Below are 25,129 nucleotides of genomic sequence, written 5' to 3'. Positions count from 1 at the left end.
GCTCCTGATCACTCACTGTCTGCTTCCGGGGTCGGAAGCGGGCGCCGCTCCGGAGACGGGAGCGGGGCAGGGGACGGGGACGGGGACGTGACGGTGGGATGGACGGCGACGACGATCCGGTGGTCGCGGCCGCTCTCGGCGTCGGGGGCGTCGTACTTGCGGATGAGCGCGCCGACGCCCGCCGTCAGCTCCTGGATGAACGCGGCCCGGTCCGCGGCCGAGGCGAAACGCACCTCGCCGTCCAGCGCGTAGGTCGCCAGGCCCTTGCGGGCCTTCGCGGCGCCGGTGATCAGCGAGCCGACGTCGCGCACCAGCCGGGCGCCGAGCGCGAGCAGCCAGCGCGCGGACAGCTGGTCCCGGAAGCGGTCCGGGTCCGGCTGCACCGGGGCGAGCGCGAGCGGCGAGATCACGTACGACGCCGCGGTCGCCCGCATCAGCCGCTCGGTGACGTTGCCCTTGCGGCGCTCACCGGCCAGTTCGACCAGGCCGTGCCGCTCCAGCGCCTTGAGGTGGTAGTTCACCTTCTGTCTCGGCAGCCCGACCTTGCCGGCCAGCATCGCCGCCGAGGCGGGTCCGGCCGCCAGTTCGGCGAGCAGCCTGGCCCGTACGGGGTCCAGGGAGACGGCGGCGGCCTCGGGGTCCTCGATCACGGTCACGTCCAGCATGCGTCCAGCGTCTCACCGAACACTTTTTTTGTCCAGGACAATCCAGTGTTCGGTGAGACCCCGGAACGGGACCGGCCACCCGCGTCCGCCCACGCGACCACGCGACCACGCGACCACGCGACCACGCGACCACGCGCGAGCAGACCGGACGCCGGGCGCCCGCGGTCCGTCAGCGGCGCCCCGCCCCGATAACGAAAGAGCCGGTCACGAGCGCGTTCGACGCTCGTGACCGGCACATCTGCCGCTTCGACCCAACGGGGCTTCGCCCGGGTGGTCGCCCGGACGGCCGTCGTCATGACCGTCCGGGCCGCGCCCCCTCGTGGCCGTCCTCCTGCTTCGCCCTGCCGCCTCGCTCTACTGCTTCGCCCTGCGTCGGCCGATCACCCCGGCCGCGACCAGCGCCACCGCCGCGGCGCCCACGATCACCACCGGCCCGGGGTGCCGGAGGGCGAAGCGCAGGGGTACGCGGACCGGGGCGGGCGCGGAGCGCTCCGCGGTGCGGCCCGTGCGGGCCGCTTTGTCCTGGAGGTCGTGACGGGCGTGCAGCGCGTGGTCCTGGGCGGTGCGGCCGACGCGGGCGGCGGCGTCCTGCACCGCGTGCTTCGCACGGACCCCTCGCCCGTGGGCCGTACGCCCCGCCCTCGTCCGAGCCGTGTGCCCCGCACGCCCGGCGCGTTCCTGGACGACGTGCCCCGCCCGTCCCGCCCGTTCCTGGACGACATGCCCCGCACGCCCGGCGCGTTCCTGGACGACATGCCCCGCCCGTCCCGCCCGTTCCTGCAGGTGGTAGCTCGCCTGGGACGCCGTGCTGCGCAACTGCACGGTCATCGCCCCGGCGCGGTCCATGAGGTCCGCGGCGCGGGCCCGGGTGCGGCCGCGGACGTCCGCCTTGGCCGCCAACTCCTCGACCGTGGCTCCCAGCCGGTGCCGGGTGCGCTCGATCTGCCGACGCAGGTCGGCCGCTGTCCTGTCCGTCATCGGTGTGCCCTTTCCCTGATCTCCTCGACATCGGCCCGGACGCTGCCGAGGGTCTCCTCGGGAGTGGGCGGTGCGGCGCGGCGCAGTTGGCCACGGCCGACCACGGCCAGCACGCCGGCGATCGCGAAGAGCACCGCCATCACGATGAGCGCCGCCGCCCAGACCGGCAGCGTCAGCGCGAGGGCGGCGACGGCCGCGCCCGCGAGGACGAGCAGACCGGCGTAGGCGAACGCGCCCGCGGCGCCGAGCAGGCCTCCGCCGCGCCCGGCGCGCCGCCCCTTCTCGGTGAACTCGTGCTTGGCGAGGGCCAGTTCCTGCCGTACGAGCCGGGAGAGCTGTTCGGTGGCCCGGCCGACGAGTTCGCCGACGCCCTGGTGCCCGTCGCCGTGCCGCCCGTCGCCCTGCTCCGCGTCGCCGTGCCGCCCGTCGCGGACGGGCCGGATGTCCGTGGTCCCGGTCACGGGGTTCCGCCTCCTCTGGTTCCGGAACCGTCCGAGTACCCCGGCCGCCCGTGGCTACCCCCGTGGCGAGGCGCGACCGGCACCATATCCGTACAGGAACACTTATCCATATAGCGTAGAAGAATTAAGTAGAGCTTCACCGTGGCGCGCCCGAGACTACCCGTATGACGACAGCCCGCACCACGCCACCGAGTCCGGCCGCCACCCCGACCGCCACGCCGTCCACCGCCCCCCGACCCGCCCCCGCCTTCGGCCGTGCGCTCTGCGCGATGGTCACGCCGTTCACCGGCGCCGGCGCGCTGGACCTCGACGGCGCGCGGCTGCTCGCCGAGCGGCTGGTGGCCGCGGGCTGCGACGGACTGGTGCTCTCCGGCACGACCGGTGAGTCACCGACCACGTCGGACGCCGAGAAGGCGGAACTGGTGGCCGCGGTCCGGGAGGCGGTGGGCGACGGGACGTCGATCGTGGCCGGGGTGGGCACCGCCGACACCCGCCACACCGTCGCACTCGCCCGGGCCGCCGAGAAGGCCGGAGCGGACGGGGTGCTCGTCGTCAGCCCTTACTGCAGCAGGCCTCCGCAGGACGCCCTGGAGGCGCACTTCCGGGAGGTCGCGGACCACTGCGGGCTGCCGGTGATGCTGTACGACATCCCCGGCCGCACGGGCACCCGGATCGAGCCGGACACCATGCTCCGGCTCGCCGAGCACCCCCGGATCGTCGCGGTCAAGGACTGTTCCTACGACTTCCTCGGCGCCCAGAAGGTGCTCTCCCGGACCGGGTTGGCGTATTACGCGGGCTGCGAGGAGCACCACCTCGCGCTGTACGCGGTGGGCGGGTCCGGCTACGTGAGCACGGTCGCGAACGTGGTGCCGGACCGGCTCCGGTCCGTCCTGGACGCGTTCGACGCGGGCGACACCTCCCGGGCCGCGCGGCTCCAGCAACAGGCCACGGAACTGATCGAGTCGATGATGGCCTCGGGTCTGCCCGGAACCGTCACGGCCAAGGGGCTCCTGGGCGACCTGGGCCTGCCCGCCGGTCCGGTCAGGGCTCCGCTGCGGCCCGCCGACCGGGGGACGGTCGACGCGCTGCGCGCGGCCTACGAGCGACTCGTCGCCCGACCGGCAGCCTGAGCGCCGGGCGAGGGCCGGTCGGCGGTCGGCGGTCGGTCAGCGGTCCCCAGAGCCCGGCGTCCGGCGTCCGGCGTCCGAGGGTGTCGTCGTGGGTCGTCCGGAAGTCGCCGAGCGGGACGACCTTGCCGTTGCCGGGGACCCGGGGACCGGACTCCGCGCCCGCCCCTGTCCTCCGGAGACGCGGACCGCCCGCCCCGCCCGCTGCGGTGCCCCCGCACGAAATTCCACCGGCCTCCCGGACGGGCTCGCGTACGGTGAGCCCATGAGCCGGCCGCTGCTCTACCTCGACGTCGACGGACCCCTCAACCCGTACGCCGCCAAGCCCTCGAAGCGTCCCGCGGGCTATACGACCGTCCGGGCGTCCGTGGGCCGTGAGCGGCCGCTGCGCGTCTGGCTGCACCCGGGCCACGGAGCCGCCCTGCTCCGCCTGCCGTACGAACTGTGCTGGGCGACCACCTGGATGGCCCAGGCCAACCGCTGGATCGCGCCGGTGGTGGGGCTGCCCGAGCTTCCGTACGTCGATTTCGGCGAGGCGCTGTTCGCCCACCGGCCCGACGGGGTCCACTGGAAGACGGAGGCGATCGTCGCCCACGCGGCGGGCCGCCCCTTCGCCTGGGTGGACGACGAACAGTCCCCCGCCGACACGGCCTACGTCACCGCCCACCACCCGGCCCCGGCCCTCCTGCACCACGTGAGTCCCCGACTCGGCCTGCGCGAGGAGGACTTCACGGCCCTCACGGAATGGGCGGCGGGCCTGCCCGTGAGGTGACGCGCGGTCGGCGCTGGCAGGTCACCGCTTGGCCATCGACGAATCCCGACCGTCGGTCGGGCCCCGGAGGTGATTCCGGGCCGCCCGCGACAGGTCGGGGAGGCGGCCATTCCCTTCGGAGCTGGAACCCCCGGAAGCCGACCGCGCGTTCGCGACCCCGGCCGCAGGCACTGACAACGGACCTGCGGGGCCCGCGCGGGAGGCCGAAGGTGCCACCGCCACACGCGAACGCCCTCCCGGACCGCGCCGGGGCGGTCCGGGAGGGCGTTCGAGGATGATCGGCTGTGGCGATGGCCAGTCAACGCCGACGATCAGTCATGGCAATGATCAGTTGTGGCTGTGCAGGATCTCGTTCAAACCGCCCCATACCGCGTTGTTCGGGCGGGCCTCGACCGCGCCGGTGACCGAGTTGCGGCGGAAGAGGATGTTCGAGGCGCCCGAGAGGTCGCGGGCCTTGACGATCTGGCCGTCAGGCATGGTGACCCGGGTGCCCGCGGTGACGTAGAGACCGGCCTCGACCACGCACTCGTCGCCGAGGGCGATGCCGACGCCCGCCTCGGCGCCGATGAGGCAGCGCTCGCCGATGGAGATGATGACGTTGCCGCCGCCGGACAGCGTGCCCATGGTGGAGGCGCCGCCGCCGATGTCCGAGCCGTCGCCGACGACGACGCCCGCGGAGATGCGGCCCTCGACCATCGAGGTGCCGAGCGTGCCCGCGTTGAAGTTGACGAAGCCCTCGTGCATGACGGTCGTGCCCTCGGCGAGGTGGGCGCCGAGGCGGACCCGGTCGGCGTCGGCGATCCGGACGCCCTTCGGCGCGACGTAGTCCGTCATGCGCGGGAACTTGTCGATGGACGTGACCTGGAGGTGCAGGCCCTCCGCGCGGGCGTTCAGGCGGACCTTCTCGACGTCGTCCACGGCGACCGGGCCGAGCGAGGTCCAGGCGACGTTGGCGAGGTGGCCGAACATGCCGTCCAGGCTCTGCCCGTGCGGCTTCACGAGCCGGTGGGACAGCAGGTGCAGGCGCAGGTAGACGTCGTGCGCGTCGAGCGGCTTGTCGTCGAGCGAGGCGATGACCGTGCGGACCGCGACCACCTCGACGCCCCGGCGGGCGTCCGGACCGACCGCCTTCGCCGCGCCCTCGCCGAGCAGCTCCACGGCCTTCTCGGCGGACAGCCGCTCGGTGCCGGACGGGCCGGGCTCGGCGACGAGCGCGGGCGCGGGGAACCAGGTGTCGAGAACAGTGCCGTCGGCGGCGATCGTGGCGAGGCCGGCGGCCGCGGCGCCGGTGGTGCGGGGAACAGTCGTGTCGGTCATGAGGGCAACCTAACCGGCGGGGGGCCGCGGAGGCCAACCCGCACAGCGGTGTCTCAGGACGCGGGCCGCGCACCCCTGCGGACCTGGTGAGTTTCTCTTGGGAACCAACTGTGCCAGCATGGCCGTCAGCGACGGGAGGAGGCCCATGGCCCGCAGGACGAGCCTGGAGGATTCCGGCTGCGCCATCGCGCAGGCGCTGGACGTCGTCGGGGACTGGTGGACCCTGCTGATCGTCCGCGACGCCGCGCGCGGCGTGCACCGCTTCGACGAGTTCCAGCGTGAACTCGGTCTGTCCCGGAAGGTGTTGACCGAGCGGCTGCGGCTGCTCGTCGAGGCGGAGGTGCTCGCGCGGGTGCCGTACCAGGAGCGCCCGGTGCGCCACGAGTACCGTCTCACCCCGCGCGGCCGGGCCCTGCTGCCCGTCCTGGTCGCCCTCCAGGACTGGGGCGACGCCTGGGTCCTGGGCGACGGCGGCACCACGGCCACGACCGAGCAGGCGTCCGCTGAGGCCCGGCGCGTGCACGCGCTGACCGGCACCCGGCTGCCCGGTGTCCGGCTGGTCGACGACCACGGAACGCCGCGCGACCCGGTCGCCGACGACGCGCTCCACACCGTCCTCTACTGCTTCCCCGGCGCCTACGCCCGCCCCGACGCCTACCCGCCGGGCTGGACGGACATCCCGGGCACCCCGGGCTGCACGCTGGAGTCCCGCACCTACCGCGACCGGTTCGCCGCGTTCCGCGGGGCGGGCGCGGCGGTGCACGGGGTGTCCACCCAACGCCCGGACGAGCAGCGCGCGTTCGCACGGGAGGAGCGACTGGGCTTTCCGCTGCTGTCCGACGCCGAGTTGACGTTGATCACCGCGCTGCGGCTGCCGACGTTCCGGGCGGCGGGGGCGAGCCGGCTGAAACGGCTGACCCTGGTCGTGGACCGGGAACGGGTCGTGCGGCACGTGCAGTATCCGGTGACGGACGTGGCGGGAAGCGTCGAGGAGGCGCTCAGCGTCGTCCGGCGCCTGGCCGAGGACGCCGACCCGGAGGGGAATCGGGGGTAGGAGCGGCCGAGGAGCCTGGCGAGGCGGTGGGGCCGGACGCGGTGGGGCCGGACGCGGTGGGGATGAGCCGGGTCAGCGCTTCTCGCGCGTACTCCTCGTCGTAGGGCGTGTCCGTCAGCAGCACCTGGAGACAGATCCCGTCCATCAGCGCGACCAGCGCGCGTGCGGTGAGCGGGTCGACGTGTCCGGCGAGGAGGGCGGCGAGGTCCTCGGCCCACTCGGCGGCCACCGGGCGCAGCGCGGGCCGCCGCAGCGCGGCCAGGTACAGCTCGTACTCCAGCTCGACGCCGGTGCGCTCGCCGGCCAGCCATTCGCCGAGCATTCCGGCCAGTTCGGCCGGCAGGTCGAGGCGGGTGTCCGTCAGCCCGCCGTGCGCCGCGACCGCTTTGGCGAAGCCCTCGTTGGCCTGGCGCAGGGCGGCGATCATCAGTTCGTCGAGCGTGGCGAAGTGGTAGGTGGTGGAACCGAGGGGTACGTCCGCCTCGGCGGCGACCGAGCGGTGGGTCAGCCCGGCCAGCCCCTTCTCCCCGACGACCCGGATCGCCGCGTCGATGATCCGCTGCCGCCGCTCGGGGTCGTGGCGCCGGGGCATCAGTGCGCACCTCCCAGGTTCAGGACGACCACTCCCCCGACGATCAGCAGGATCCCGAGGACCTTGGTGAGCGTCAGGGACTCCCCGAACAGGGCCAGCCCTATGACGGCGATGGCCGCGGTGCCGACGCCGGCCCAGATCGCGTACGCCGTGCCGATGCCGACGGTCTTGAGGGTCTGGGCGAGGAGCAGGAAGGAGACGACGTAGCCGCAGGCCGTCAGCAGCGACGGCCAGAGCCTGCTGAAGCCGTCGCTGTACTTCATGGCCGTCGTCGCGGCCACCTCGGCGGCGATGGCGCCGGCGAGCGTCAGGTATCCCATGTGTACGAGCGTACACAGCGATACGTACACCTGTACACATCGAGGCCTGCCGTTGCCGCGCCCGACTCCCCGCACGCTGCTCCCCCGCCCGCGTCCCCATCCGCCCCCGACCCGCATCCCCGGCCGCTCCCGACCCGCGTCCCCTGCCCGGCTCCCCTCCCCCGTCGCCCGCGCCCCGTCGCCCCCTCACCCCAAGTCCCCCCAAGTCGCCGCGAAGCCGGAGGGGTTGGCGCCGGGAAGTCGAAAGCGTTATGGAAAGCGCTCGCCCAAACGGATGAACGTGAGCCACAGGTTCCACTACTGTTTCACCGTTCACACACCGGGTCATCGCAGCCGCGGCCGCCGTCAGGGACGCCGCTGGAGGAACAGCGCATGCCAGACAACAAGTCCCGGCCCCCTCAGGAACAGCCCTGGGAGAGCGGCTGGGCCCCGGACACCTCCCGGGCACCCGGAACACGGCGCCTCTGGCTGGCCGGCGGTCTCGCCGTGGCCACCATCGTCGCGTGCGTGACCGCGATCGCCATGAACGACAAGCCTGTTGACGACACGTCGGACGCGCGTGGGGGACAGACGATGTCGGACGAGGAGACGGGGGGCGGCCTGATCTCCTTCGCCACCCCCTCCGCGAGCGCGTCGGCGACACCGACGGGGAAGAAGAGCACACCCGCGTCCGCGTCCGCGTCGCCGAAGGCCTCCGCCTCCCCCGGTACCCAGGGCAGTGCGACGCCCCACGCCCCGGCCGGGCCGTCCGCCTCGTCGACGACGACGCAGCCGGCTCCGGAGCCGGCCTCGGTCCGGCGCTCGGTCCGCTCGGTCAACTACCCCGACCGCTACTGGCACGTGAGCGGCGGCCTGGTGAAACTCGACCAGGTCGGCGGCTCGGAGTCCCGCGCGGACTCCACCTTCACCGTCGTGCAGGGTCTGGCCGACCGCTCCTGCTCCACCTTCGTCACGGCCGACGGGACGTACCTGCGCCACCGCGACTTCGTCCTGCGCGCCGAGCGCGACGACGGCTCGGCCCTGTTCGAGCAGGACGCCACCTTCTGCGCCGTCCCGTCCTCCCGGTCCTCCGGCGCGGTCATGCTGGAGTCGGTGAACTACCCCGGGCGCTTCCTGCGGCACAAGAACTTCGTGCTGCGCCTGGACGCGTACGGCCACGGCTCCGCGTCGCGCGAGGACTTCTCCTTCACCCTGGTGGACGGCCTGGCCTGAGCGCATGCGAAAGCGGCGGCACCCGGTGGGGGTGCCGCCGCTTTCACGTGCGGGGAAAGGCTCGGGCGGATCTCAGACGTTGAACCCGAGCGCGCGCAGCTGCTCGCGGCCGTCGTCCGTGATCTTGTCCGGGCCCCACGGCGGCATCCAGACCCAGTTGATGCGCAGTTCGTTGACCAGGCCGTCCGTGGCGGACTTCGCCTGGTCCTCGATCACGTCCGTCAGCGGACAGGCCGCCGAGGTCAGGGTCATGTCGATCGTCGCGATGTTCGCGTCGTCGATGTGGATGCCGTAGATCAGCCCGAGGTTGACGACGTCGATGCCCAGTTCGGGGTCGACGACGTCGTACAGCGCCTCGCGGACCTCCTCCTCGGAGGCCGGCTTCATCTCAACGGTCTCGGTCATGCCGTCTTCCTTTCGGCGTCGGCTCCGCCCAGGGCCTGGGCCGTCGCGTCCTTCCACGCCATCCAGCTGAGGAGGGCGCACTTCACCCGGGCCGGATACTTGGAGACGCCGGCGAACGCGATCGCGTCCTCCAGCACCTCCTCCATCGCGTCGTCGGGCTCGATCCTGCCCTTGGACTGCATCAGCTCCAGGAAGGTCTCCTGGATCTTCTGCGCCTCGGCCAGATCCTTGCCGACCAGCAGGTCGTTCAGGACGGAGGCGCTGGCCTGGCTGATGGAGCAGCCCTGGCCCTCGTAGCTGACGTCCTCGATCCTCGTGCCGTCGTACTTCACACGGAGGGTGATCTCGTCGCCGCAGGTGGGGTTCACATGGTGCACCTCGGCGTCGCCGTCGCGCAGACCACGCCCGTGCGGGTGCTTGTAGTGGTCCAGGATGACTTCCTGGTACATCGAGTCCAGCTTCACGGTCTCAGCTCACGCCCCTCAGCCGAAGAAGTTCCGTACGTGCTCCAGACCGTCGACCAGAGCGTCGATCTCGGCCGGCGTGGAGTACAGGTAGAACGACGCTCGTGTGGTCGCGGGAATTCCGTAGCGCAGGCAGACGGGCCGGGCGCAGTGGTGACCCACGCGGACCGCGATGCCCTGTTCGTCCAGCACCTGGCCCACGTCGTGCGGGTGGATGTCGCCGAGCGTGAAGGAGATCGCCGCGCCCCGGTCCTCGGCCGTCGCCGGACCGATGATCCGCAGGCCGGGAACCTCGCTGAGGCGCCGCACCGCGTACTCGGTGATGGCGTGCTCGTGGGCGAGGATCTTGTCCATGCCGATCGAGGACAGGTAGTCGATGGCCGCGCCCAGACCGACCGCCTGCGCGATCGGCGGGGTGCCCGCCTCGAACTTGTGGGGCGCCGGGGCATACGTCGACGAGTGCATCGACACCGTCTCGATCATCTCGCCGCCGCCGAGGAACGGGGGCAGGTCCTCGAGCAGCTCCTGGCGGCCCCAGAGGACGCCGATGCCGGTCGGGCCGCACATCTTGTGGCCGGTGAAGGCCACGAAGTCGGCCTGGAGCGCCTGTACGTCCATCGGCATGTGCGGCGCGGCCTGCGAGGCGTCGATCAGGACCAGGGCCCCGACCTCCTGCGCACGGCGCACTATCGCCTCGACCGGGTTCACGGTGCCGAGGATGTTCGACACCAGCACGAAGGAGACGATCTTCGTCTTCTCGGTGATGATCTCGTCGATGTTCGACAGGTCGAGCCGGCCGTCGTCGGTCAGGCCGAACCACTTCAGCTTCGCGCCGGTGCGCTGCGAGAGCAGCTGCCACGGCACGATGTTGGAGTGGTGCTCCATCTCCGTGATGACGATCTCGGTCTCGGAGTCGACCCGGTAGGGCTCGTCGGCCCAGCCGAGCATGTTCGCCACGAGGTTGAGCGACTCGGAGGCGTTCTTGGTGAAGATCACCTCGTCGCGGCTCGGCGCGTTGATGAACGCGGCGACCTTGTCGCGCGCGCCCTCGTACAGCGCCGTGGCCTCCTCGGCGAGCACATGCACACCGCGGTGGACGTTGGCGTTGTAGCGCTCGTAGTACTCGTTCAGGGCGTCCAGCACCTGGCGCGGCTTCTGCGAGGTCGCCGCGTTGTCCAGGTACACGAGCTTCCGCCCGTCGTGGACCTGCCGGTCCAGGATGGGGAAGTCCTTGCGGATCGCCTCGGTGTCGAGGAGGCCCGGCAGCTGTGTCACGCGGATACGCCACCCTTCGTGTATGCCTCGTAGCCCTCGTTCTCCAGCTTGTCGGCGAGCTCGGCGCCGCCGGACTCGACGATGCGGCCGGCCGAGAAGACGTGGACGAAGTCGGGCTTGATGTAGCGCAGGATGCGCGTGTAGTGCGTGATCAGCAGCGTGCCGACCTCACCGGTCTCGCGGACGCGGTTGACGCCCTCGGAGACGATGCGCAGGGCGTCGACGTCCAGACCGGAGTCCGTCTCGTCGAGGATCGCGACCTTCGGGCGGAGCAGCTCCAGCTGGAGGATCTCGTGGCGCTTCTTCTCACCGCCGGAGAAGCCCTCGTTGACGTTGCGCTCGGCGAAGGAGGTGTCCATGTTGAGGCGCTCCATGGCCTCCTTGACCTCCTTCACCCAGGTGCGCAGCTTGGGGGCCTCGCCGCGGATGGCGGTGGCGGAGGTGCGCAGGAAGTTCGACACGGAGACGCCGGGGACCTCGACCGGGTACTGCATGGCGAGGAACAGGCCCGCGCGGGCGCGCTCGTCGACGGACATCTCCAGGACGTCCTCGCCGTCGAGCAGCACGGTGCCGCCGGTGATCGTGTACTTCGGGTGGCCCGCGAGGGAGTAGGCGAGCGTCGACTTGCCGGAGCCGTTCGGGCCCATGATGGCGTGCGTCTCGCCCTGCTTCACGGTGAGGTCGACGCCCTTGAGGATCTCCTTCGTGGCGTTGTCGGCCTCGACGGTGACGTGCAGGTCTCGGATTTCAAGCGTTGCCATGGGTGCCTCAGGACTCCTGGGTGAGGGAGACGAGCACGTCGTCCCCTTCGATCTTTACGGGGTATACGGGGACGGGGCGCGTCGCGGGAAGGCCGGACGGCTTGCCGGTGCGGAGGTCGAAGCTGGAGCCGTGCAGCCAGCACTCGATCTGACAGTCCTCCACCTCGCCCTCGGAGAGCGAGACGTTCGCGTGGGAGCAGATGTCGTGGATGGCGAACACCTCCCCCTCGGTACGGACGACCGAGACCGGCGTGCCGTCGAGTTCCACCCGCGTCGGAGTGTCCTCCTCGAGCTCGCTCAGCCCGCAGGCGCGTACGTAGGCCATCAGACGGTGGCCTCCAGCTCGGTCTCGATCCTGGCGAGCAGGCGCTCCTCGATGTCGTCGACACCGATCTGCTGGACCAGCTCGGCGAAGAAGCCGCGGACCACCAGGCGACGGGCCTCGTCGGCCGGGATGCCGCGGGCCATCAGGTAGAACAGCTGCTCGTCGTCGAAGCGGCCGGTCGCGGAGGCGTGCCCGGCGCCGACGATCTCGCCGGTCTCGATCTCCAGGTTCGGCACCGAGTCGACGCGCGCGCCGTCCGTGAGGACGAGGTTGCGGTTCATCTCGTAGGTGTCGGTGCCCTCGGCCTTGGCCTCGATGAGCACGTCACCGATCCACACGGCGTGCGCGCCCTCGCCCTGCAGGGCGCCCTTGTAGACGACGTTGGACTTGCAGTGCGGGACGTTGTGGTCGACCAGGAGGCGGTGCTCCTGGTGCTGACCGGCGTCCGTGAAGTACAGACCGAACAGCTCGGCCTCGGCGCCGGGGCCTGCGTACGCCACGCGCGGGTGGAGGCGGACGAGATCGCCGCCGAAGGTCACCACGACCGACTTGAAGGTCGCGTCACGGCCGACGAGGGCGTTGTGCTGGGCCACGTGCACGGCCTTGTCGTCCCAGTCCTGGACGGAGACGACGGTCAGCTTCGCGCCGTCGCCGAGGACGTAGTCGACGTTGGCGGCGACGACGGCGTCACCGGTGTGGTCGATGACGACGACGGCCTCGGCGAAGGCGCCGAGCTCGACGACCTGGTGGCCGTAGGACACCCCGCCCTCGCCGTGCACCGAGATGCGGATCGGCTCGGTGAGCACCGTCTCCTTGGGGACGGTGACCACGCCGGCCTTCTCGAACGCGGAGTACGCCTGGGCGGCGATCCGGTCCACCGGGGTGCCGGCCCGGCCGAGGCGCGGGTCGTCACGGTCCACGAGTTCGACGGTGACGCCCTCGGGCGCCTCGACGGCGACCTTCACGCCCTCGCCGGTCGCGACGGCGGTGCCGTCGTGCAGCCCGCGCAGCCGCTCGAGCGGCGTGAACCGCCACTCCTCCTCGCGACCGTGCGGAACCGGGAAGTCCGCGACGTCGAAGGACGCGGGCGCGCTCATGCGCGTGGCGACGGTCGACTCGGCGGCCACCGCGATCTGGCCCGCGGTGGTGGAGCCGACGGGCAGGGGTCCCCCCGCCCGTGCGGATTCGAGGGTGGGGGAGTTCTGAGCCTCAGCCATGGCTGTCGGTCTGCTCGCTTTCTTGCGTGAGTGGCTTGACGGGGACGGCGGTCGGTCAGCCGACCGCGCCCTCCATCTGGAGCTCGATCAGCCGGTTGAGCTCGAGGGCGTACTCCATCGGCAGTTCCTTCGCGATGGGCTCGACGAAGCCGCGCACGATCATCGCCATCGCCTCGAACTCGCTCAGACCACGGCTCATCAGGTAGAAGAGCTGGTCCTCGGAGACCTTGGAGACGGTCGCCTCGTGGCCCATGGACACGTCGTCCTCGCGGACGTCCACGTAGGGGTACGTGTCGGAGCGGGAGATGGTGTCGACGAGCAGCGCGTCGCACAGCACGTTGGACTTGGAGCCGTGGGCGCCCTCGCCGATCTCGACGAGACCGCGGTAGGACGTCCGGCCGCCGCCGCGCGCGACGGACTTCGACACGATGTTGGACGACGTGTTCGGCGCCATGTGGACCATCTTGGAGCCGGCGTCCTGGTGCTGGCCCTCGCCCGCGAAGGCGATGGAGAGGGTCTCGCCCTTGGCGTGCTCGCCCATCAGGTAGACGGCCGGGTACTTCATCGTCACCTTGGAGCCGATGTTGCCGTCGATCCACTCCATGGTCGCGCCCTCGTACGCCACGGCGCGCTTGGTGACCAGGTTGTAGACGTTGTTCGACCAGTTCTGGATGGTCGTGTAACGGCAGCGGGCGTTCTTCTTGACGATGATCTCGACCACGGCGCTGTGCAGCGAGTCCGACTTGTAGATCGGGGCCGTACAACCCTCGACGTAGTGCACGTAGGCGCCCTCGTCGACGATGATCAGGGTCCGCTCGAACTGGCCCATGTTCTCCGTGTTGATGCGGAAGTAGGCCTGGAGCGGGATCTCCACGTGCACGCCCTTCGGCACGTAGATGAAGGACCCGCCGGACCACACCGCGGTGTTCAGCGACGCGAACTTGTTGTCGCCGACCGGGATGACGGTGCCGAAGTACTCCTTGAAGAGCTCCGGGTGCTCCTTGAGCGCGGTGTCCGTGTCGAGGAAGATGACGCCCTGCTCCTCCAGGTCCTCACGGATCTGGTGGTAGACGACCTCGGACTCGTACTGGGCCGCGACACCGGCGACGAGGCGCTGCTTCTCCGCCTCCGGGATGCCGAGCTTGTCGTACGTGTTCTTGATGTCCTCGGGCAGGTCCTCCCAGGACTCCGCCTGCTTCTCCGTGGAGCGCACGAAGTACTTGATGTTGTCGAAGTCGATGCCCGACAGGTCCGAGCCCCAGTTGGGCATCGGCTTCTTGTCGAAGAGCCGCAGGCCCTTGAGGCGCAGCTTCGTCATCCACTCCGGCTCGGACTTCTTGGCCGAGATGTCGCGGACGACGTCCTCGTTGATGCCGCGCTTCGCAGAGGCGCCGGCCGTGTCGGAGTCGGCCCAGCCGTATTCGTACTTACCCAGACCCTCGAGTTCGGGGTGGGCAGTCTCCGTGGGGAGAGTCATGCGGGGTTCCTCCCGGCCGTGCTTGCAGATGCGTTGTGGGTGGCTGTGGAAACTTTGGGGATGAACGTCGTGCAGACGCCGTCGCCGTGGGCGATGGTCGCCAGCCGCTGGACGTGCGTCCCGAGCAGCTGGGAGAAGAACTCGGTCTCCGCCTCGCAGAGCTGCGGGAACTTCTCGGCGACATGGGCGACGGGGCAGTGGTGCTGGCACAGCTGCTCGCCGACCGGTGCGCTGCGCGCCGTAGCAGCGTACCCGTCCGCGCTCAGGGCCTTGGCCAGGGCTTCGGTCCGCTCCTCGGGAGCGGCCGCCTCGATCGCCGCGCGGTATCCGGCGGCCTGCTCGGCGATCCGGGCGCGGGCGAAGGCCACGACGGCCTCGTCCCCGCCGAAGCGCTCCTGGATCCAGCTCAGGGCGTCCGCGGCGAGCTTGTCGTAGGACTGGTCGAAGGCGTCACGGCCGCAGTCGGTGAGGGCGAAGGCCTTGGCGGGGCGCCCGCGCGTCCGTGCTCCGTACACCCGCTGCTCGCGGGCCGCCACGATGTCGTCGGCGACCAGCGCGTCGAGGTGGCGGCGCACGGCGGCCTGGGTGAGGCCCAGCCGGCCGGCCAGCTCGGCGACGGTCGACGGCCCGTGGTCCAGGATGGACCGCGCGACCCGGTTGCGCGTGGAGCGCTCACCGGTCGCGATCTCCTCCTGGGGGTTCCCCGTGGGGGTCTCCCGAGCCTCGCCGACGTTTTTCACAACGCCATTGTTGCGTAATTCCTCAGAGGCAGGCAAGCCGCGTCCGGATCGGCCGGCGGTGCCCTGCGTCACTTAGGCATACCTAATCTGACCTGCGGAAACGATCTTTGATCGATCGGGCGAGGATCGCGGCGCGAGAAAAACGCTGGCCTCCGCGGCCCCCTTCCAGGACACTGCCGGACCATGCCCACACCCCCTCCCACCGGCCCACTTGTCACCCGCGACACCCTCGCCGCGGAGCTTCGCGCGCTGGGTGTCGAACCCGGAGAAATCCTCCTCGTGCACTCCTCGCTGAGTTCGCTCGGCTGGGTCTGCGGAGGCGCCGTCGCGGTCGTGCGGGGACTTCTCGACGCGATCGGCCCGGACGGCACTCTGGTGGTCCCGGCCCAGTCCGGCGACCTCTCCGACCCGGCGCTGTGGAGCAATCCGCCGGTCCCCGCCGACTGGTGGGCGCGGATCCGGGCGACCATGCCCGCCTACGACCCCCTCATCACCCCCGCGCTGGGCGTCGGAGTGATCCCGGAGACCGTCCGCACCTGGCCCGGCGCCCTGCGCAGCGCCCACCCGCAGACCTCGTTCGCGGCGCTCGGGGCGCGGGCCGCGGAGCTGGTCGAGGGGCACGCCCCCGACTGCCGGCTCGGCGAGCGCAGCCCGCTGGCCCGGCTGGAGAAGGCGGGGGCGCGGGTCCTGCTGCTGGGCGCCGGCTACGCCACCTGCACCAGCTTCCACCTGGCCGAGTACCGCATCCCGGCCCCGCTCGTCGAGGTGGGACGGCCGGGGCCCGACGGAACCTGGGAGGTGGTGACCGAGGTGTCGATCGACTCCCATCGCTTCGACGAGCTGGGCCATGACTTCGAACGCGACCGCGACGTCGTCCGGGGGACCGTCGGGGCGGCGGAGGCACGGCTGTTTCCGGTCGCGGACGCCGTGGCCTACGCGCAGCGCTGGCTGCCGCTGCACCGGTCCCGCGAGGAGGAATGCTGAATCCGCCCTCCCCGGCCGCCGTCGCACATGGCCGGTTGGCGCACCCCCCGGTCCGAGCCCCCACCCGCGAACCTAGACTCTTGAGCCATGCGAAGTGAGCCTGTCGTCCGGGTCGAGGCCCTGGTGAAGCGGTACGGCACGAAGACCGCGGTGAACGGCCTCGACCTGACGGCGCGGGCGGGCGTCACCGCCGTCCTCGGACCCAACGGCGCCGGCAAGACGACCACCGTCGAGACCTGCGAGGGATACCGCAGGCCGGACGGCGGCACGGTGCGCGTCCTCGGGCTCGACCCGCAGAGACAGGCCTCCGACCTGCGTCCCCGGATCGGCGTGATGCTCCAGTCGGGAGGCGTGTACTCCGGCGCCCGGGCCGGTGAGATGCTCCGGCACGTGGCCGGACTGCACGCCCATCCGCTGGACGTCGACGCCCTCGTCGAGCGTCTCGGCCTCGGCTCCTGCGGCCGGACGACGTACCGCCGGCTCTCCGGCGGCCAGCAGCAGCGGCTCGCGCTGGCGATGGCCGTCGTCGGACGCCCGGAGCTGGTGTTCCTGGACGAGCCGACGGCCGGTCTCGACCCGCAGGCCCGCCGCGCCACCTGGGAACTCGTCCGGGACCTGCGCGCCGACGGGGTCTCCGTCATCCTGACCACCCACTACATGGACGAGGCCGAGCAGCTCGCCGACGACGTCGCGATCATCGACGCGGGCCGGGTCATCGCCCAGGGCTCCCCCGAGGAGCTGTGCCGCGGCGGCGCCGAGAACACCCTGCGCTTCACCGGCCGGCCCGGCCTCGACGTGACCTCCCTGCTCAAGGCCCTGCCCGCCGACAGCTCGGCCGCCGAGCTCACCCCCGGCTCCTACCGGGTGCTGGGCAAGGTCGACCCGCAGCTGCTCGCGACGGTCACCTCGTGGTGCGCGCAGCACGGGGTGATGCCGGACCGGATCTCGGTCGAACGGCACACCCTGGAGGACGTCTTCCTCGAACTCACCGGCAAGGAGCTGCGCTGATGACCGCCACGGGCACCTACACCCCCCGGCCCGGCGCGGCTCCGCTGTCCCGCATGATCGCGGCGCAGGCGGTGCTGGAGACGAAGATGCTGCTGCGCAACGGTGAGCAGCTGCTGCTCACCGTCGTCATCCCCACCCTGCTGCTGGTGCTGTTCAGCAGCGTGGACATCATCGACACCGGCGCGGGCGAGGCGGTGGACTTCCTCGCGCCCGGCATCCTGGCGCTCGCCGTGGTGTCGACGGCCTTCACCGGCCAGGCCATCGCGACCGGCTTCGAGCGGCGTTACGGGGTGCTGAAGCGGCTCGCCTCCTCCCCCCTGCCCCGCTGGGGCCTGATGGCGGCGAAGACGCTGTCGGTGCTGGTCACGGAGATCCTCCAGGTGATCCTGCTGACGGCGATCGCCTTCGCCCTCGGCTGGAACCCGCACGGCAACCCGGTGGCCGTCCTGCTGCTCCTGCTGCTCGGCACGGCCGCGTTCTCGGGGCTCGGCCTGCTGATGGCGGGCACCCTGAAGGCGGAGGCGACGCTGGCCGCGGCCAACCTGGTCTTCCTGCTCCTGCTGGTGGGCGGCGGGGTCATCGTCCCGCTCGACAAGTTCCCGTCCGGCGCCCAGGACGTGCTCGGCCTGCTGCCCGTCACGGCCCTCTCCGACGGGCTGCGGGACGTCCTCCAGCACGGCGCGGGCATGCCCTGGGGCGACCTCGGGATCCTGGCGGTGTGGGCGGTCGTGGGCCTCGCGGCGGCCGGCCGGTTCTTCCGCTGGGAGTAGCCGGACGCGTGGACCGGGACCCTCGTGAACGCGTGCACAAGCGGACGCCTACGATGGGACGCGTGCCAAACGTGACCCGTGCCGACGCCGTAGCCGCCGTGCGCAACCCGCTCGCCTTCATCGCCGAACGCTGGACCCCCGCCCGCCGGACCGTTCAGCGGGCGGCGCTGTACCCCCTCGTGATGTCGGTGGTCATCGTGGTCACCGGCGGTGCCGTACGGCTCACGGGCTCCGGCCTGGGCTGCCCGACCTGGCCCAAGTGCACCGACGACTCGCTGACCGCGACCGGCGCGATGGGCGTCCACGGCGCCATCGAGTTCGGCAACCGCATGCTGACGTACGTGCTGTGCGCGGCCGTCGGCTGGGCGATCATCGCCGCGCGCTCCGAGAAGCCGCGCCGGCGGAGCCTGACCCGGCTGGGCTGGGCGCAGTTCTGGCTGGTGATGAGCAACGCCGTGCTCGGCGGGATCGTGGTGCTCGTCGGCCTCAACCCCTACACGGTCGCCGCGCACTTCCTGGCCGCCACGGCGCTCCTCTCGGTCGCCACGGTGATGTGGCAGCGCGCCCGGGAGGGCGACGGGGAGCCCCGGCCGCTGGTCGGCAAGCCGGTGCAGCAGCTGGTGTGGTTCCTGGTCGTCGCCTCGACGCTGCTCATCGCCGTCGGCACGGTGGTGACCGGCGCGGGCCCGCACGCCGGTGACTCCAGCGAGGTCGAGCGGATGCCGCTGGACTGGGAGACGGTCGCCAAGCTGCACGCCGTCCTCGCCTGGATCGTGGTGACGCTGACCTTCGCCCTGTGGTTCATCCTCAAGGCGGTGGACGCGCCGAAGAACCCGCTGGACCGCACCCGGGACCTGTTCCTGGTGCTGCTCGGGCAGGGCCTCATCGGGTACGTCCAGTACTTCACGGACCTTCCCGAGGCCCTGGTCGGGCTGCACATGCTGGGCTCGTGCCTGGTGTGGATCGCGGTGCTGCGCGTCCTGCTGACGCTGCGCGAGCGCCCGGAGGCGACGGTCGACCTGCCGGGCCCGGCGGCCGAGGCCACGGTCGGCACGCGCGCGTGAATCACCCGTCGCTCACGCGTACGAGGTGACCAGCCCGTCGATGGCGGGCCCGAGGTAGTCCCGGGTCAGCTCGGCGCGGCGGGCCGGCCACCCCGCGTCGGACGGCCCGTCCCCCTGGTCGTAGCGGCGCCGCGCGATGTCCGCCACGACCTCCGACGGCGCCCCCATGGCGGGCAGCTCGTCGAGGGCCTCCCGCTTGGACACGAGCCGTCCGTCCCGCACGGTCACCGTCGCCCGCGCGAAGGTCAGCAGCCCCAGATCGACCCAGACGTCCTGATGCCACAGGTGGCTCTTGTCGACGGCGGGCCGCCAGAAGTCCCGCTGGTCGCGCACGACGAAGTCGCGGAGCGCGCGGTCCGGTACGGGCGGCAGCAGCGCGCCGGGCGGCCTGCCGTACCGCACCTGGCCGAAGTCGTGCAGTTCACGCCGGGTGACCGGGGTGACCGTCCGCCGGAACAGCCGGCCGTGCGCCCAGGTGAGGTGCCGCCGCTGCGGGTCGGCCGTCCGGTCGGGGGTGAGGTACGTGCAGTGCAGCAGCGGGGCGAGCGGCCGGTGGCGCAGGCGGGCGTGCAGCAGACCCAGGTGCCACACCGCGCGCGGTGTGACGGGCCCCGTCAGGACCGCGATGAGGTCCAGATCGCTGCGGCCCTCCTGGTAGTCGCCCCCGGCCAGCGACCCGTGGGCCCATACGGCGACGGGGTCCAGCGCCTGGAGGCCGGCGAGGAAACGGTCCAGTAATGCTTCCGTGCGGCTCGTCATGCGCCCAGTCTGTCCATCTCAGCCGAGCCCGTACACCCGGCGCGCGTTGCCCGCCGCGATCAGCCCCGCCACCCGTTGCGCGTCCGTCGGCGACCACGCACCCTCCACGACCCAGCTGCCGAGCACCCGCGCCAGAGCCTCGCGGAACAGCCGCGCCCCGACCACGTGCAGCTCGGGCAGTCCCCCGGCCCCGCTGGAGAAGAGGATCTTGCCGAAGGGGGCCAGTTCCAGGATCTCGGCGAGGATCGTCGCGGCGCGCGCGCCGGTCCGCACCAGCGCGGCGCCGGAGTCGGCGTACACGTGCGGGAAGACGCCCGCGAGGTGGGCGGCGTGCCGGTGGTAGGGGTAGCCGTGCAGCAGGACGAGGTCGGTGCCGAGCCCGGCCGTGGCCCGCACGAAGTCCGTCAGCAGGACCGGGTCGGTGCGGTCGACGCGCGCCCCCGGCTCGCCGAGTCCGGCGTGCAGCTGGAGGGGCAGCCCCGAGGCGACGGCGATCCACAGCAGGTGGCGCAGCAGCACCGGGTCGCTCAGCTCGCCGCCGACCCTGCGGCCCGCCAGCCAGCGGCCCGCCGCGCCCCGCACCTCCCCCGGCCCGGGCGGCTCGGGCGCGAGGGCGAGGCCGTGTCTGACGCCCGCCACGGAGGCGAAGGCCACGGCGCCGGCGGCCGCCCCGTGGACCGACTCGGCGAGGTTGGCGAGGAAGGAGTCGACGGTGCCGGAGGTGTCGGCGACCTGTTCGGCGAGGGGCTCCAGCCGCACGATCTCGCGCGCCTCGGCGGCGCCCGCCGAGGCGAGCTCGCCCGGCCCGGTGAGATCGCCGGGCAGGCCGGTGTCGACCAGGTACGTCGTGATGCCGCTGCCGCGCAGCAGCCGGCGGCCCGCTTCCAGTACGCCGAGTTCACGACGCCGGGCGAGGTATTGGGCGGGCGGCGCGTGCGGTTCCAGACCGAGGAGCGGAGGGCACCAGCGGCGTACCGCGAAGCCGGTCTGGGTGTCGAACAGCGTCGTGCCCGGGGCCGGCGGGCCCTCGGTGCGCGCGAGCTGGGCCTCGAAGGTGCCGAGGCCCAGTTCCGTTCTCAGGACGCCATGGCAGTACTGGTCCACCAAGGACGGCGTTTCGATCATCCGGACTCCCCGGGAGACGGACCACGTGGTTCCTACGGGTCCTAACGGGTGACCGGGGTGTCAGGTTGTTGCTGTTCAGCCGTTCTTCGGTCCGCCGACCTGGATTCCGGCCATCCGCGTCCACTCGTACGGCCCGGTCTTCACCTTCGCCGCGAACTCGCCGTCGAAGGTCTCGTGCACGGTGATGCCGGCCTTCCCGACGGCCAGCTCGGCGACGGCGACCGAGGGGGCCACCAGGTCGCCCCAGCCGCCGTCCTCGCCGACCAGGACGATACGGGCGCCGCGCTCGCCGATGTACGCGATCTGGCCCTCGGCCCCGCCGTGCTGCCCGGCGAAGGCGCTGATCTGCTTGGCGAGCCGGGTGGCCCTGCGCTCGGCCTTCGCGGCCTGCTTGACGTCGGCGGTCTCGTCAACCTGCTGGGTGTCTGCCATGGCCAGGATGCTACCGACGGGTAGTTCGAACGGCGACGGCCGGGGTGCGTGGTGTTGACCACGCGCCCCGGCCGTCGGCCGTTCCGCTCAGCGCAGGAAGGGGTCCACCGCGACCGCCACGAACAGCAGCGACACATAGGTGATGGACCAGTGGAACAGCCGCATCTCCTTGAGCTTCCCGCCCGTGGCCTCCGCCTTCGCGCGGTTCTGGAGCGCGTGCGCCTCCCACAGCCACCAGCCGCCGGCCAGCAGCGCGACCGAGGTGTAGAACCACCCGGTGTAGCCCAGCGGGGTCAGCAGCAGCGAGACGGCGACCATCACCCAGCTGTAGAGGACGATCTGCTTGGCGACGGTCTTGTTGGAGGCGACGACCGGCAGCATCGGCACGCCCACGCGCGCGTAGTCGTCCTTGACCTTCATGGACAGCGGCCAGTAGTGCGGCGGCGTCCAGAAGAACATGACGAGGAAGAGGACGACCGGCGCCCAGGACACCGAGTTCGTCACGGCCGACCAGCCGATCAGCACCGGCATGCAGCCGGCGATGCCGCCCCACACGATGTTCTGCGAGGTACGCCGCTTGAGGATCATCGTGTAGACGACGACGTAGAAGAGGAGAGCGCCGAGGGCGAGCCAGGCCGACAGCCAGTTGACGGTCAGACCGAACAGCAGTGTGGAGACCACCGCGAGGGTGATGCCGAAGGCGAGACATTCACGCGGGCTGACCATGCCGGTCACCAGCGGGCGCTGCGAGGTGCGGTCCATCAGCGCGTCGATGTCGCGGTCGATGTACATGTTCAGCGCGTTGGCGCCGCCCGCGGACAGATAGCCACCGAGGCAGGTCAGGACCACCAGGCCGAGGTCCGGAACACCCTGCTGCGCCAGGAACATCACCGGGACGGTGGTGATCAGCAGCAGCTCGATGATCCGCGGCTTGGTCAGCGCCACGAACGCCTTGACCCGGGCCCCGAACGGCCGCCGGCTCGGGCTCTGGCTCGTCCCGATCATCCCCACTGGACGGGATTCAACGGCCGTCACGCACACCCCTGACAGAGACTCCCAGCAAGCCTCCCCGTGTGAATGCGGGGTAAAGGCTCGCGCGTACCACGCCACTGTAGACGTTGCCCAGACCCCGGCATTCGCGGGGGTGGGGTCGTGTTGGACCGCGCCTGCGGAAGAGCCGGTGGCCACTCTGTTGAGCACTCGTACGAGCGGCTCCGTATTCACTTGCCGAACAGGGAACACACCGGTCGGGAGGCGGATCACCAAGTCTCCCGGCAGTCTGGAATGACTCGAAAAAATGCGCGTTCTCACGGGGGTAGGCTCGACAACGGCCGGTGGGCGCCGCGTGCACCGGCATTCGACATGCGTGACATGTGGAGAGGAGCCCTGACCCAGGGTGAGCACCAAGCCGACCACCACAGACCTCGAGTGGACCGAGTTGGACCAGCGGGCGGTGGACACCGCCCGCGTCCTGGCCGCCGACGCCGTACAGAAGGTCGGCAACGGCCATCCCGGTACGGCGATGAGCCTGGCGCCTGCCGCCTACACCCTCTTCCAGAAGGTGATGCGGCACGACCCGGCGGACGCCGACTGGGTCGGCCGCGACCGCTTCGTGCTGTCCGCGGGCCACTCGTCCCTGACGCTCTACACCCAGCTGTACCTGGCCGGCTTCGGCCTGGAGCTGGACGACCTGAAGGCCTTCCGCACCTGGGGTTCGAAGACGCCGGGCCACCCGGAGTACGGCCACACCACGGGCGTCGAGACGACGACCGGCCCGCTGGGCCAGGGTGTCGCGAACGCCGTGGGCATGGCGATGGCCGCCCGCTACGAGCGCGGTCTGTTCGACCCGGAGACCCCGGACGGCGAGTCGCCGTTCGACCACTTCGTCTACGCGATCGCCGGTGACGGCTGCCTGCAGGAGGGCATCTCCGCCGAGGCGTCCTCGCTGGCCGGTCACCAGAAGCTCGGCAACCTGATCCTGCTGTGGGACGACAACCACATCTCGATCGAGGGCGACACCGAGACGGCCGTCTCCGAGGACACCGTCAAGCGCTACGAGGCGTACGGCTGGCACGTGCAGCGGGTCGCCCCCAAGCCGGACGGCGACCTGGACCCGCACGCCCTCTACGACGCGATCGAGGCCGCGAAGCAGGTGACGGACAAGCCGTCCTTCATCGCGATGCGCTCGATCATCGCCTGGCCCGCGCCGAACGCCCAGAACACCGAGGCCGCCCACGGGTCGGCGCTCGGCGACGACGAGGTCGCGGCCACCAAGCGCGTCCTCGGCTTCGACCCGGAGAAGTCCTTCGAGGTCGCGGACGAGGTCATCGCCCACACCCGCGGCGCCCTGGAGCGTGGGCAGGCGGCCCGCGCCGTCTGGGAGAAGTCGTTCCAGCAGTGGCGGGACAACAACCCCGACCGCGCCGCCGAGTTCGAGCGCGTCGCCGCGGGCGAGCTGCCCGCCGGCTGGGAGGAGAAGCTCCCGGTCTTCGAGCCCGGCAAGGGCGTCGCCACCCGTGCCGCGTCCGGCAAGGTCCTCCAGGCGCTCGGCGCGGTCATCCCCGAGCTGTGGGGCGGCTCCGCCGACCTCGCGGGCTCCAACAACACGACGATCGACAAGACGTCGTCGTTCCTGCCCGAGGGCAACCCGCTGCCCGAGGCGAGCCCGTACGGCCGCACCGTGCACTTCGGCATCCGCGAGCACTCCATGGCCGCGGAGATGAACGGCATCGCCCTGCACGGCAACACCCGCATCTACGGCGGCACGTTCCTCGTGTTCTCCGACTACATGCGCAACGCGGTGCGGCTGTCCGCGCTGATGCACGTGCCGGTCACCTACGTGTGGACGCACGACTCCATCGGCCTCGGCGAGGACGGCCCGACGCACCAGCCGGTCGAGCACCTGGCCTCGCTGCGCGCCATCCCGGGCCTGAACATCGTCCGCCCGGCCGACGCCAACGAGACGGCGATCGCCTGGCGCGAGATCCTCAAGCGCTGGACGAAGGTCTTCGGCAAGGGCGCCCCGCACGGTCTGGTCCTCACCCGCCAGGGCGTGCCGACCTACGAGCCCGACGAGAACGCGGCCAAGGGCGGCTACGTCCTGTTCGAGGCCTCCACGGGCACGCCCGAGGTGCTTCTCATCGCGACCGGCTCCGAGGTGCACGTCGCCGTCGAGGCGCGCGAGCTGCTGGAAGCCGACGGGGTGCCCACCCGCGTGGTGTCCATGCCGTCCGTGGAGTGGTTCGAGGAGCAGGACCAGGGGTACCGGGAGAGCGTCCTGCCTCCGTCCGTCCGGGCCCGCGTCTCGGTCGAGGCGGGTATCGGTCTCACCTGGCACAAGTACGTCGGGGACGCCGGCCGCATCGTTTCCCTGGAGCACTTCGGTGCTTCCGCCGATGGCAAGGTCCTCTTCCAGGAGTACGGCTTCACTGCGGAGAACGTGGCCGACAAGGCCCGGGAATCCCTCGCCGCCGCCCAGCGCTGACGCTCACATACGACACGTAGGAGATGTAATTCCATGACAGACGCACTCAAGCGCCTCTCCGAAGAAGGCGTCGCGATCTGGCTGGACGACCTGTCGCGCAAGCGGATCACGTCCGGCAACCTGGCCGAACTGATCGACCAGCAGCACGTCGTGGGCGTCACCACCAACCCGTCGATCTTCCAGAAGGCGATCTCGCAGGGCGACGGCTACGACCAGCAGCTGTCGGACCTCGCCGCCCGCAAGGTCACCGTCGAAGAGGCCATCCGCATGATCACGACGGCGGACGTCCGCGACGCCGCCGACATCCTGCGCCCGGTCTTCGACGCCACCGGCGGCCAGGA

At 71.5% G+C, this 25,129-nt stretch carries 28 protein-coding genes; 10 read left to right on the top strand and 18 right to left on the bottom strand.

Going from position 1 to position 25,129, the window contains the following annotated elements; translation table 11 throughout:
- Positions 1-8: 8 nt before the first annotated feature.
- From J2X68_RS35440 to J2X68_RS35430, 3 genes are all read right to left on the bottom strand, one after another.
- On the bottom strand, positions 9-665 hold the full coding sequence (locus J2X68_RS35440) for a helix-turn-helix domain-containing protein (RefSeq protein WP_310436714.1): 657 nt from the start codon (positions 663-665) through the stop codon (positions 9-11).
- A 354-nt stretch (positions 666-1,019) separates the two neighbouring features.
- Positions 1,020-1,643 (bottom strand): DUF3618 domain-containing protein, encoded by a 624-nt coding sequence (locus tag J2X68_RS35435; RefSeq protein WP_310436713.1) that lies wholly within the window; start codon positions 1,641-1,643, stop codon positions 1,020-1,022.
- A complete protein-coding gene (locus tag J2X68_RS35430; RefSeq protein ID WP_310436712.1) occupies positions 1,640-2,104 on the bottom strand; it encodes a phage holin family protein in 465 nt (154 codons plus the stop codon). Before J2X68_RS35430 ends, J2X68_RS35435 begins: the two co-directional genes overlap by 4 nt.
- Positions 2,105-2,268: 164 nt before the next feature.
- Between J2X68_RS35430 and dapA the strand changes: the two genes are divergently transcribed.
- Both dapA and J2X68_RS35420 read left to right on the top strand, forming a co-directional pair.
- On the top strand, positions 2,269-3,234 hold the full coding sequence (gene dapA / locus J2X68_RS35425; RefSeq protein WP_310436711.1) for a 4-hydroxy-tetrahydrodipicolinate synthase: 966 nt from the start codon (positions 2,269-2,271) through the stop codon (positions 3,232-3,234).
- Positions 3,235-3,496: 262 nt separating this feature from the next.
- Positions 3,497-4,003 carry a hypothetical protein gene (locus J2X68_RS35420; RefSeq protein WP_310436710.1) on the top strand — a complete coding sequence of 169 codons (507 nt, stop codon included), beginning with the start codon at positions 3,497-3,499 and terminating at the stop codon, positions 4,001-4,003.
- Positions 4,004-4,330: 327 nt separating this feature from the next.
- Here the strand turns inward: J2X68_RS35420 and dapD are convergent, their stop codons facing one another.
- The gene (gene dapD / locus J2X68_RS35415) at positions 4,331-5,320 is read right to left on the bottom strand and encodes a 2,3,4,5-tetrahydropyridine-2,6-dicarboxylate N-succinyltransferase (protein WP_310436709.1); all 990 of its coding nucleotides are present in this window, start codon (positions 5,318-5,320) and stop codon (positions 4,331-4,333) included.
- A gap of 145 nt (positions 5,321-5,465) precedes the next feature.
- Between dapD and J2X68_RS35410 the strand changes: the two genes are divergently transcribed.
- Positions 5,466-6,374, top strand: a complete 909-nt coding sequence (locus tag J2X68_RS35410) for a winged helix-turn-helix transcriptional regulator (protein ID WP_310436708.1) — start codon at positions 5,466-5,468, stop codon at positions 6,372-6,374.
- Here J2X68_RS35410 and J2X68_RS35405 read toward each other — a convergent pair.
- Together J2X68_RS35405 and J2X68_RS35400 are read right to left on the bottom strand one after the other, a co-directional pair.
- The gene (locus tag J2X68_RS35405) at positions 6,319-6,966 is read right to left on the bottom strand and encodes a TetR family transcriptional regulator (protein ID WP_310436707.1); all 648 of its coding nucleotides are present in this window, start codon (positions 6,964-6,966) and stop codon (positions 6,319-6,321) included. The genes J2X68_RS35410 and J2X68_RS35405 overlap by 56 nt on opposite strands.
- Positions 6,966-7,286: a multidrug efflux SMR transporter gene (locus J2X68_RS35400; RefSeq protein ID WP_310436706.1), complete on the bottom strand. Its 321-nt coding sequence runs from the start codon at positions 7,284-7,286 to the stop codon at positions 6,966-6,968. Before J2X68_RS35400 ends, J2X68_RS35405 begins: the two co-directional genes overlap by 1 nt.
- Before the next feature lie 372 nt (positions 7,287-7,658).
- Between J2X68_RS35400 and J2X68_RS35395 the strand changes: the two genes are divergently transcribed.
- Positions 7,659-8,498, top strand: a complete 840-nt coding sequence (locus J2X68_RS35395; protein ID WP_310436705.1) for an AbfB domain-containing protein — start codon at positions 7,659-7,661, stop codon at positions 8,496-8,498.
- Between the two features lie 72 nt (positions 8,499-8,570).
- Here J2X68_RS35395 and J2X68_RS35390 read toward each other — a convergent pair whose 3' ends face one another.
- From J2X68_RS35390 to J2X68_RS35355, 8 genes are read right to left on the bottom strand one after another with little or no spacing between them, the layout of a single operon-like run.
- Positions 8,571-8,903 carry a metal-sulfur cluster assembly factor gene (locus J2X68_RS35390; RefSeq protein ID WP_062649699.1) on the bottom strand — a complete coding sequence of 111 codons (333 nt, stop codon included), beginning with the start codon at positions 8,901-8,903 and terminating at the stop codon, positions 8,571-8,573.
- Positions 8,900-9,367: a Fe-S cluster assembly sulfur transfer protein SufU gene (gene sufU, locus J2X68_RS35385; protein ID WP_310436704.1), complete on the bottom strand. Its 468-nt coding sequence runs from the start codon at positions 9,365-9,367 to the stop codon at positions 8,900-8,902. Before sufU ends, J2X68_RS35390 begins: the two co-directional genes overlap by 4 nt.
- An 18-nt stretch (positions 9,368-9,385) precedes the next feature.
- Entirely contained in the window at positions 9,386-10,642 is a 1,257-nt protein-coding gene (locus J2X68_RS35380; RefSeq protein ID WP_310436703.1) for a cysteine desulfurase, read from the bottom strand.
- Positions 10,639-11,403 (bottom strand): Fe-S cluster assembly ATPase SufC, encoded by a 765-nt coding sequence (gene sufC, locus J2X68_RS35375; RefSeq protein WP_062649693.1) that lies wholly within the window; start codon positions 11,401-11,403, stop codon positions 10,639-10,641. The genes J2X68_RS35380 and sufC overlap by 4 nt, the downstream gene beginning before the upstream one ends.
- 7 nt (positions 11,404-11,410) lie before the next feature.
- Complete coding sequence (locus tag J2X68_RS35370) at positions 11,411-11,728, bottom strand: non-heme iron oxygenase ferredoxin subunit (protein ID WP_020130534.1); 318 nt, start codon at positions 11,726-11,728, stop codon at positions 11,411-11,413.
- On the bottom strand, positions 11,728-12,945 hold the full coding sequence (gene sufD / locus J2X68_RS35365) for a Fe-S cluster assembly protein SufD (RefSeq protein ID WP_310436702.1): 1,218 nt from the start codon (positions 12,943-12,945) through the stop codon (positions 11,728-11,730). Before sufD ends, J2X68_RS35370 begins: the two co-directional genes overlap by 1 nt.
- Before the next feature lie 55 nt (positions 12,946-13,000).
- A complete protein-coding gene (gene sufB / locus J2X68_RS35360) occupies positions 13,001-14,422 on the bottom strand; it encodes a Fe-S cluster assembly protein SufB (RefSeq protein ID WP_031057584.1) in 1,422 nt (473 codons plus the stop codon).
- Positions 14,419-15,162: a metalloregulator ArsR/SmtB family transcription factor gene (locus J2X68_RS35355; protein ID WP_310436701.1), complete on the bottom strand. Its 744-nt coding sequence runs from the start codon at positions 15,160-15,162 to the stop codon at positions 14,419-14,421. Before J2X68_RS35355 ends, sufB begins: the two co-directional genes overlap by 4 nt.
- 183 nt (positions 15,163-15,345) lie before the next feature.
- On the opposite strand from J2X68_RS35355, the gene J2X68_RS35350 reads away from it, so the two are divergent.
- The 4 genes from J2X68_RS35350 (at position 15,346) to J2X68_RS35335 (ending at position 18,988) form a co-directional block, all read left to right on the top strand.
- Complete coding sequence (locus J2X68_RS35350) at positions 15,346-16,146, top strand: AAC(3) family N-acetyltransferase (RefSeq protein ID WP_310436700.1); 801 nt, start codon at positions 15,346-15,348, stop codon at positions 16,144-16,146.
- A gap of 87 nt (positions 16,147-16,233) precedes the next feature.
- The gene (locus J2X68_RS35345; protein WP_310436699.1) at positions 16,234-17,154 is read left to right on the top strand and encodes an ABC transporter ATP-binding protein; all 921 of its coding nucleotides are present in this window, start codon (positions 16,234-16,236) and stop codon (positions 17,152-17,154) included.
- The gene (locus J2X68_RS35340; RefSeq protein WP_310436698.1) at positions 17,154-17,924 is read left to right on the top strand and encodes an ABC transporter permease; all 771 of its coding nucleotides are present in this window, start codon (positions 17,154-17,156) and stop codon (positions 17,922-17,924) included. Before J2X68_RS35345 ends, J2X68_RS35340 begins: the two co-directional genes overlap by 1 nt.
- Before the next feature lie 53 nt (positions 17,925-17,977).
- A complete protein-coding gene (locus J2X68_RS35335; RefSeq protein ID WP_310436697.1) occupies positions 17,978-18,988 on the top strand; it encodes a COX15/CtaA family protein in 1,011 nt (336 codons plus the stop codon).
- A 12-nt stretch (positions 18,989-19,000) separates the two neighbouring features.
- Here J2X68_RS35335 and J2X68_RS35330 read toward each other — a convergent pair whose 3' ends face one another.
- From J2X68_RS35330 to J2X68_RS35315, 4 genes are all read right to left on the bottom strand, one after another.
- The gene (locus J2X68_RS35330; protein ID WP_310436696.1) at positions 19,001-19,747 is read right to left on the bottom strand and encodes a nucleotidyltransferase; all 747 of its coding nucleotides are present in this window, start codon (positions 19,745-19,747) and stop codon (positions 19,001-19,003) included.
- A gap of 18 nt (positions 19,748-19,765) precedes the next feature.
- Positions 19,766-20,872 (bottom strand): amidohydrolase family protein, encoded by a 1,107-nt coding sequence (locus tag J2X68_RS35325; protein WP_310436695.1) that lies wholly within the window; start codon positions 20,870-20,872, stop codon positions 19,766-19,768.
- Positions 20,873-20,947: 75 nt separating this feature from the next.
- A complete protein-coding gene (locus J2X68_RS35320; protein ID WP_310436694.1) occupies positions 20,948-21,304 on the bottom strand; it encodes a hypothetical protein in 357 nt (118 codons plus the stop codon).
- 87 nt (positions 21,305-21,391) lie between these two features.
- Positions 21,392-22,309: a heme o synthase gene (locus J2X68_RS35315; protein WP_310436693.1), complete on the bottom strand. Its 918-nt coding sequence runs from the start codon at positions 22,307-22,309 to the stop codon at positions 21,392-21,394.
- 391 nt (positions 22,310-22,700) lie between these two features.
- Here J2X68_RS35315 and tkt point away from each other — a divergent pair, with 391 nt between their 5' ends.
- Together tkt and J2X68_RS35305 are read left to right on the top strand one after the other, a co-directional pair.
- Positions 22,701-24,788, top strand: coding sequence for a transketolase (gene tkt / locus J2X68_RS35310; protein WP_310436692.1), 2,088 nt, complete (start codon positions 22,701-22,703; stop codon positions 24,786-24,788).
- A 33-nt stretch (positions 24,789-24,821) separates the two neighbouring features.
- Positions 24,822-25,129 (top strand): transaldolase family protein (locus J2X68_RS35305; protein ID WP_310436691.1); only part of this gene is annotated, 308 nt, incomplete at its 3' end.

This window comes from Streptomyces sp. 3330 (assembly GCF_031456635.1).
Taxonomy (GTDB): Bacteria; Actinomycetota; Actinomycetes; order Streptomycetales; family Streptomycetaceae; genus Streptomyces.
This window is presented reverse-complemented; position numbering and strand designations above follow the sequence as displayed.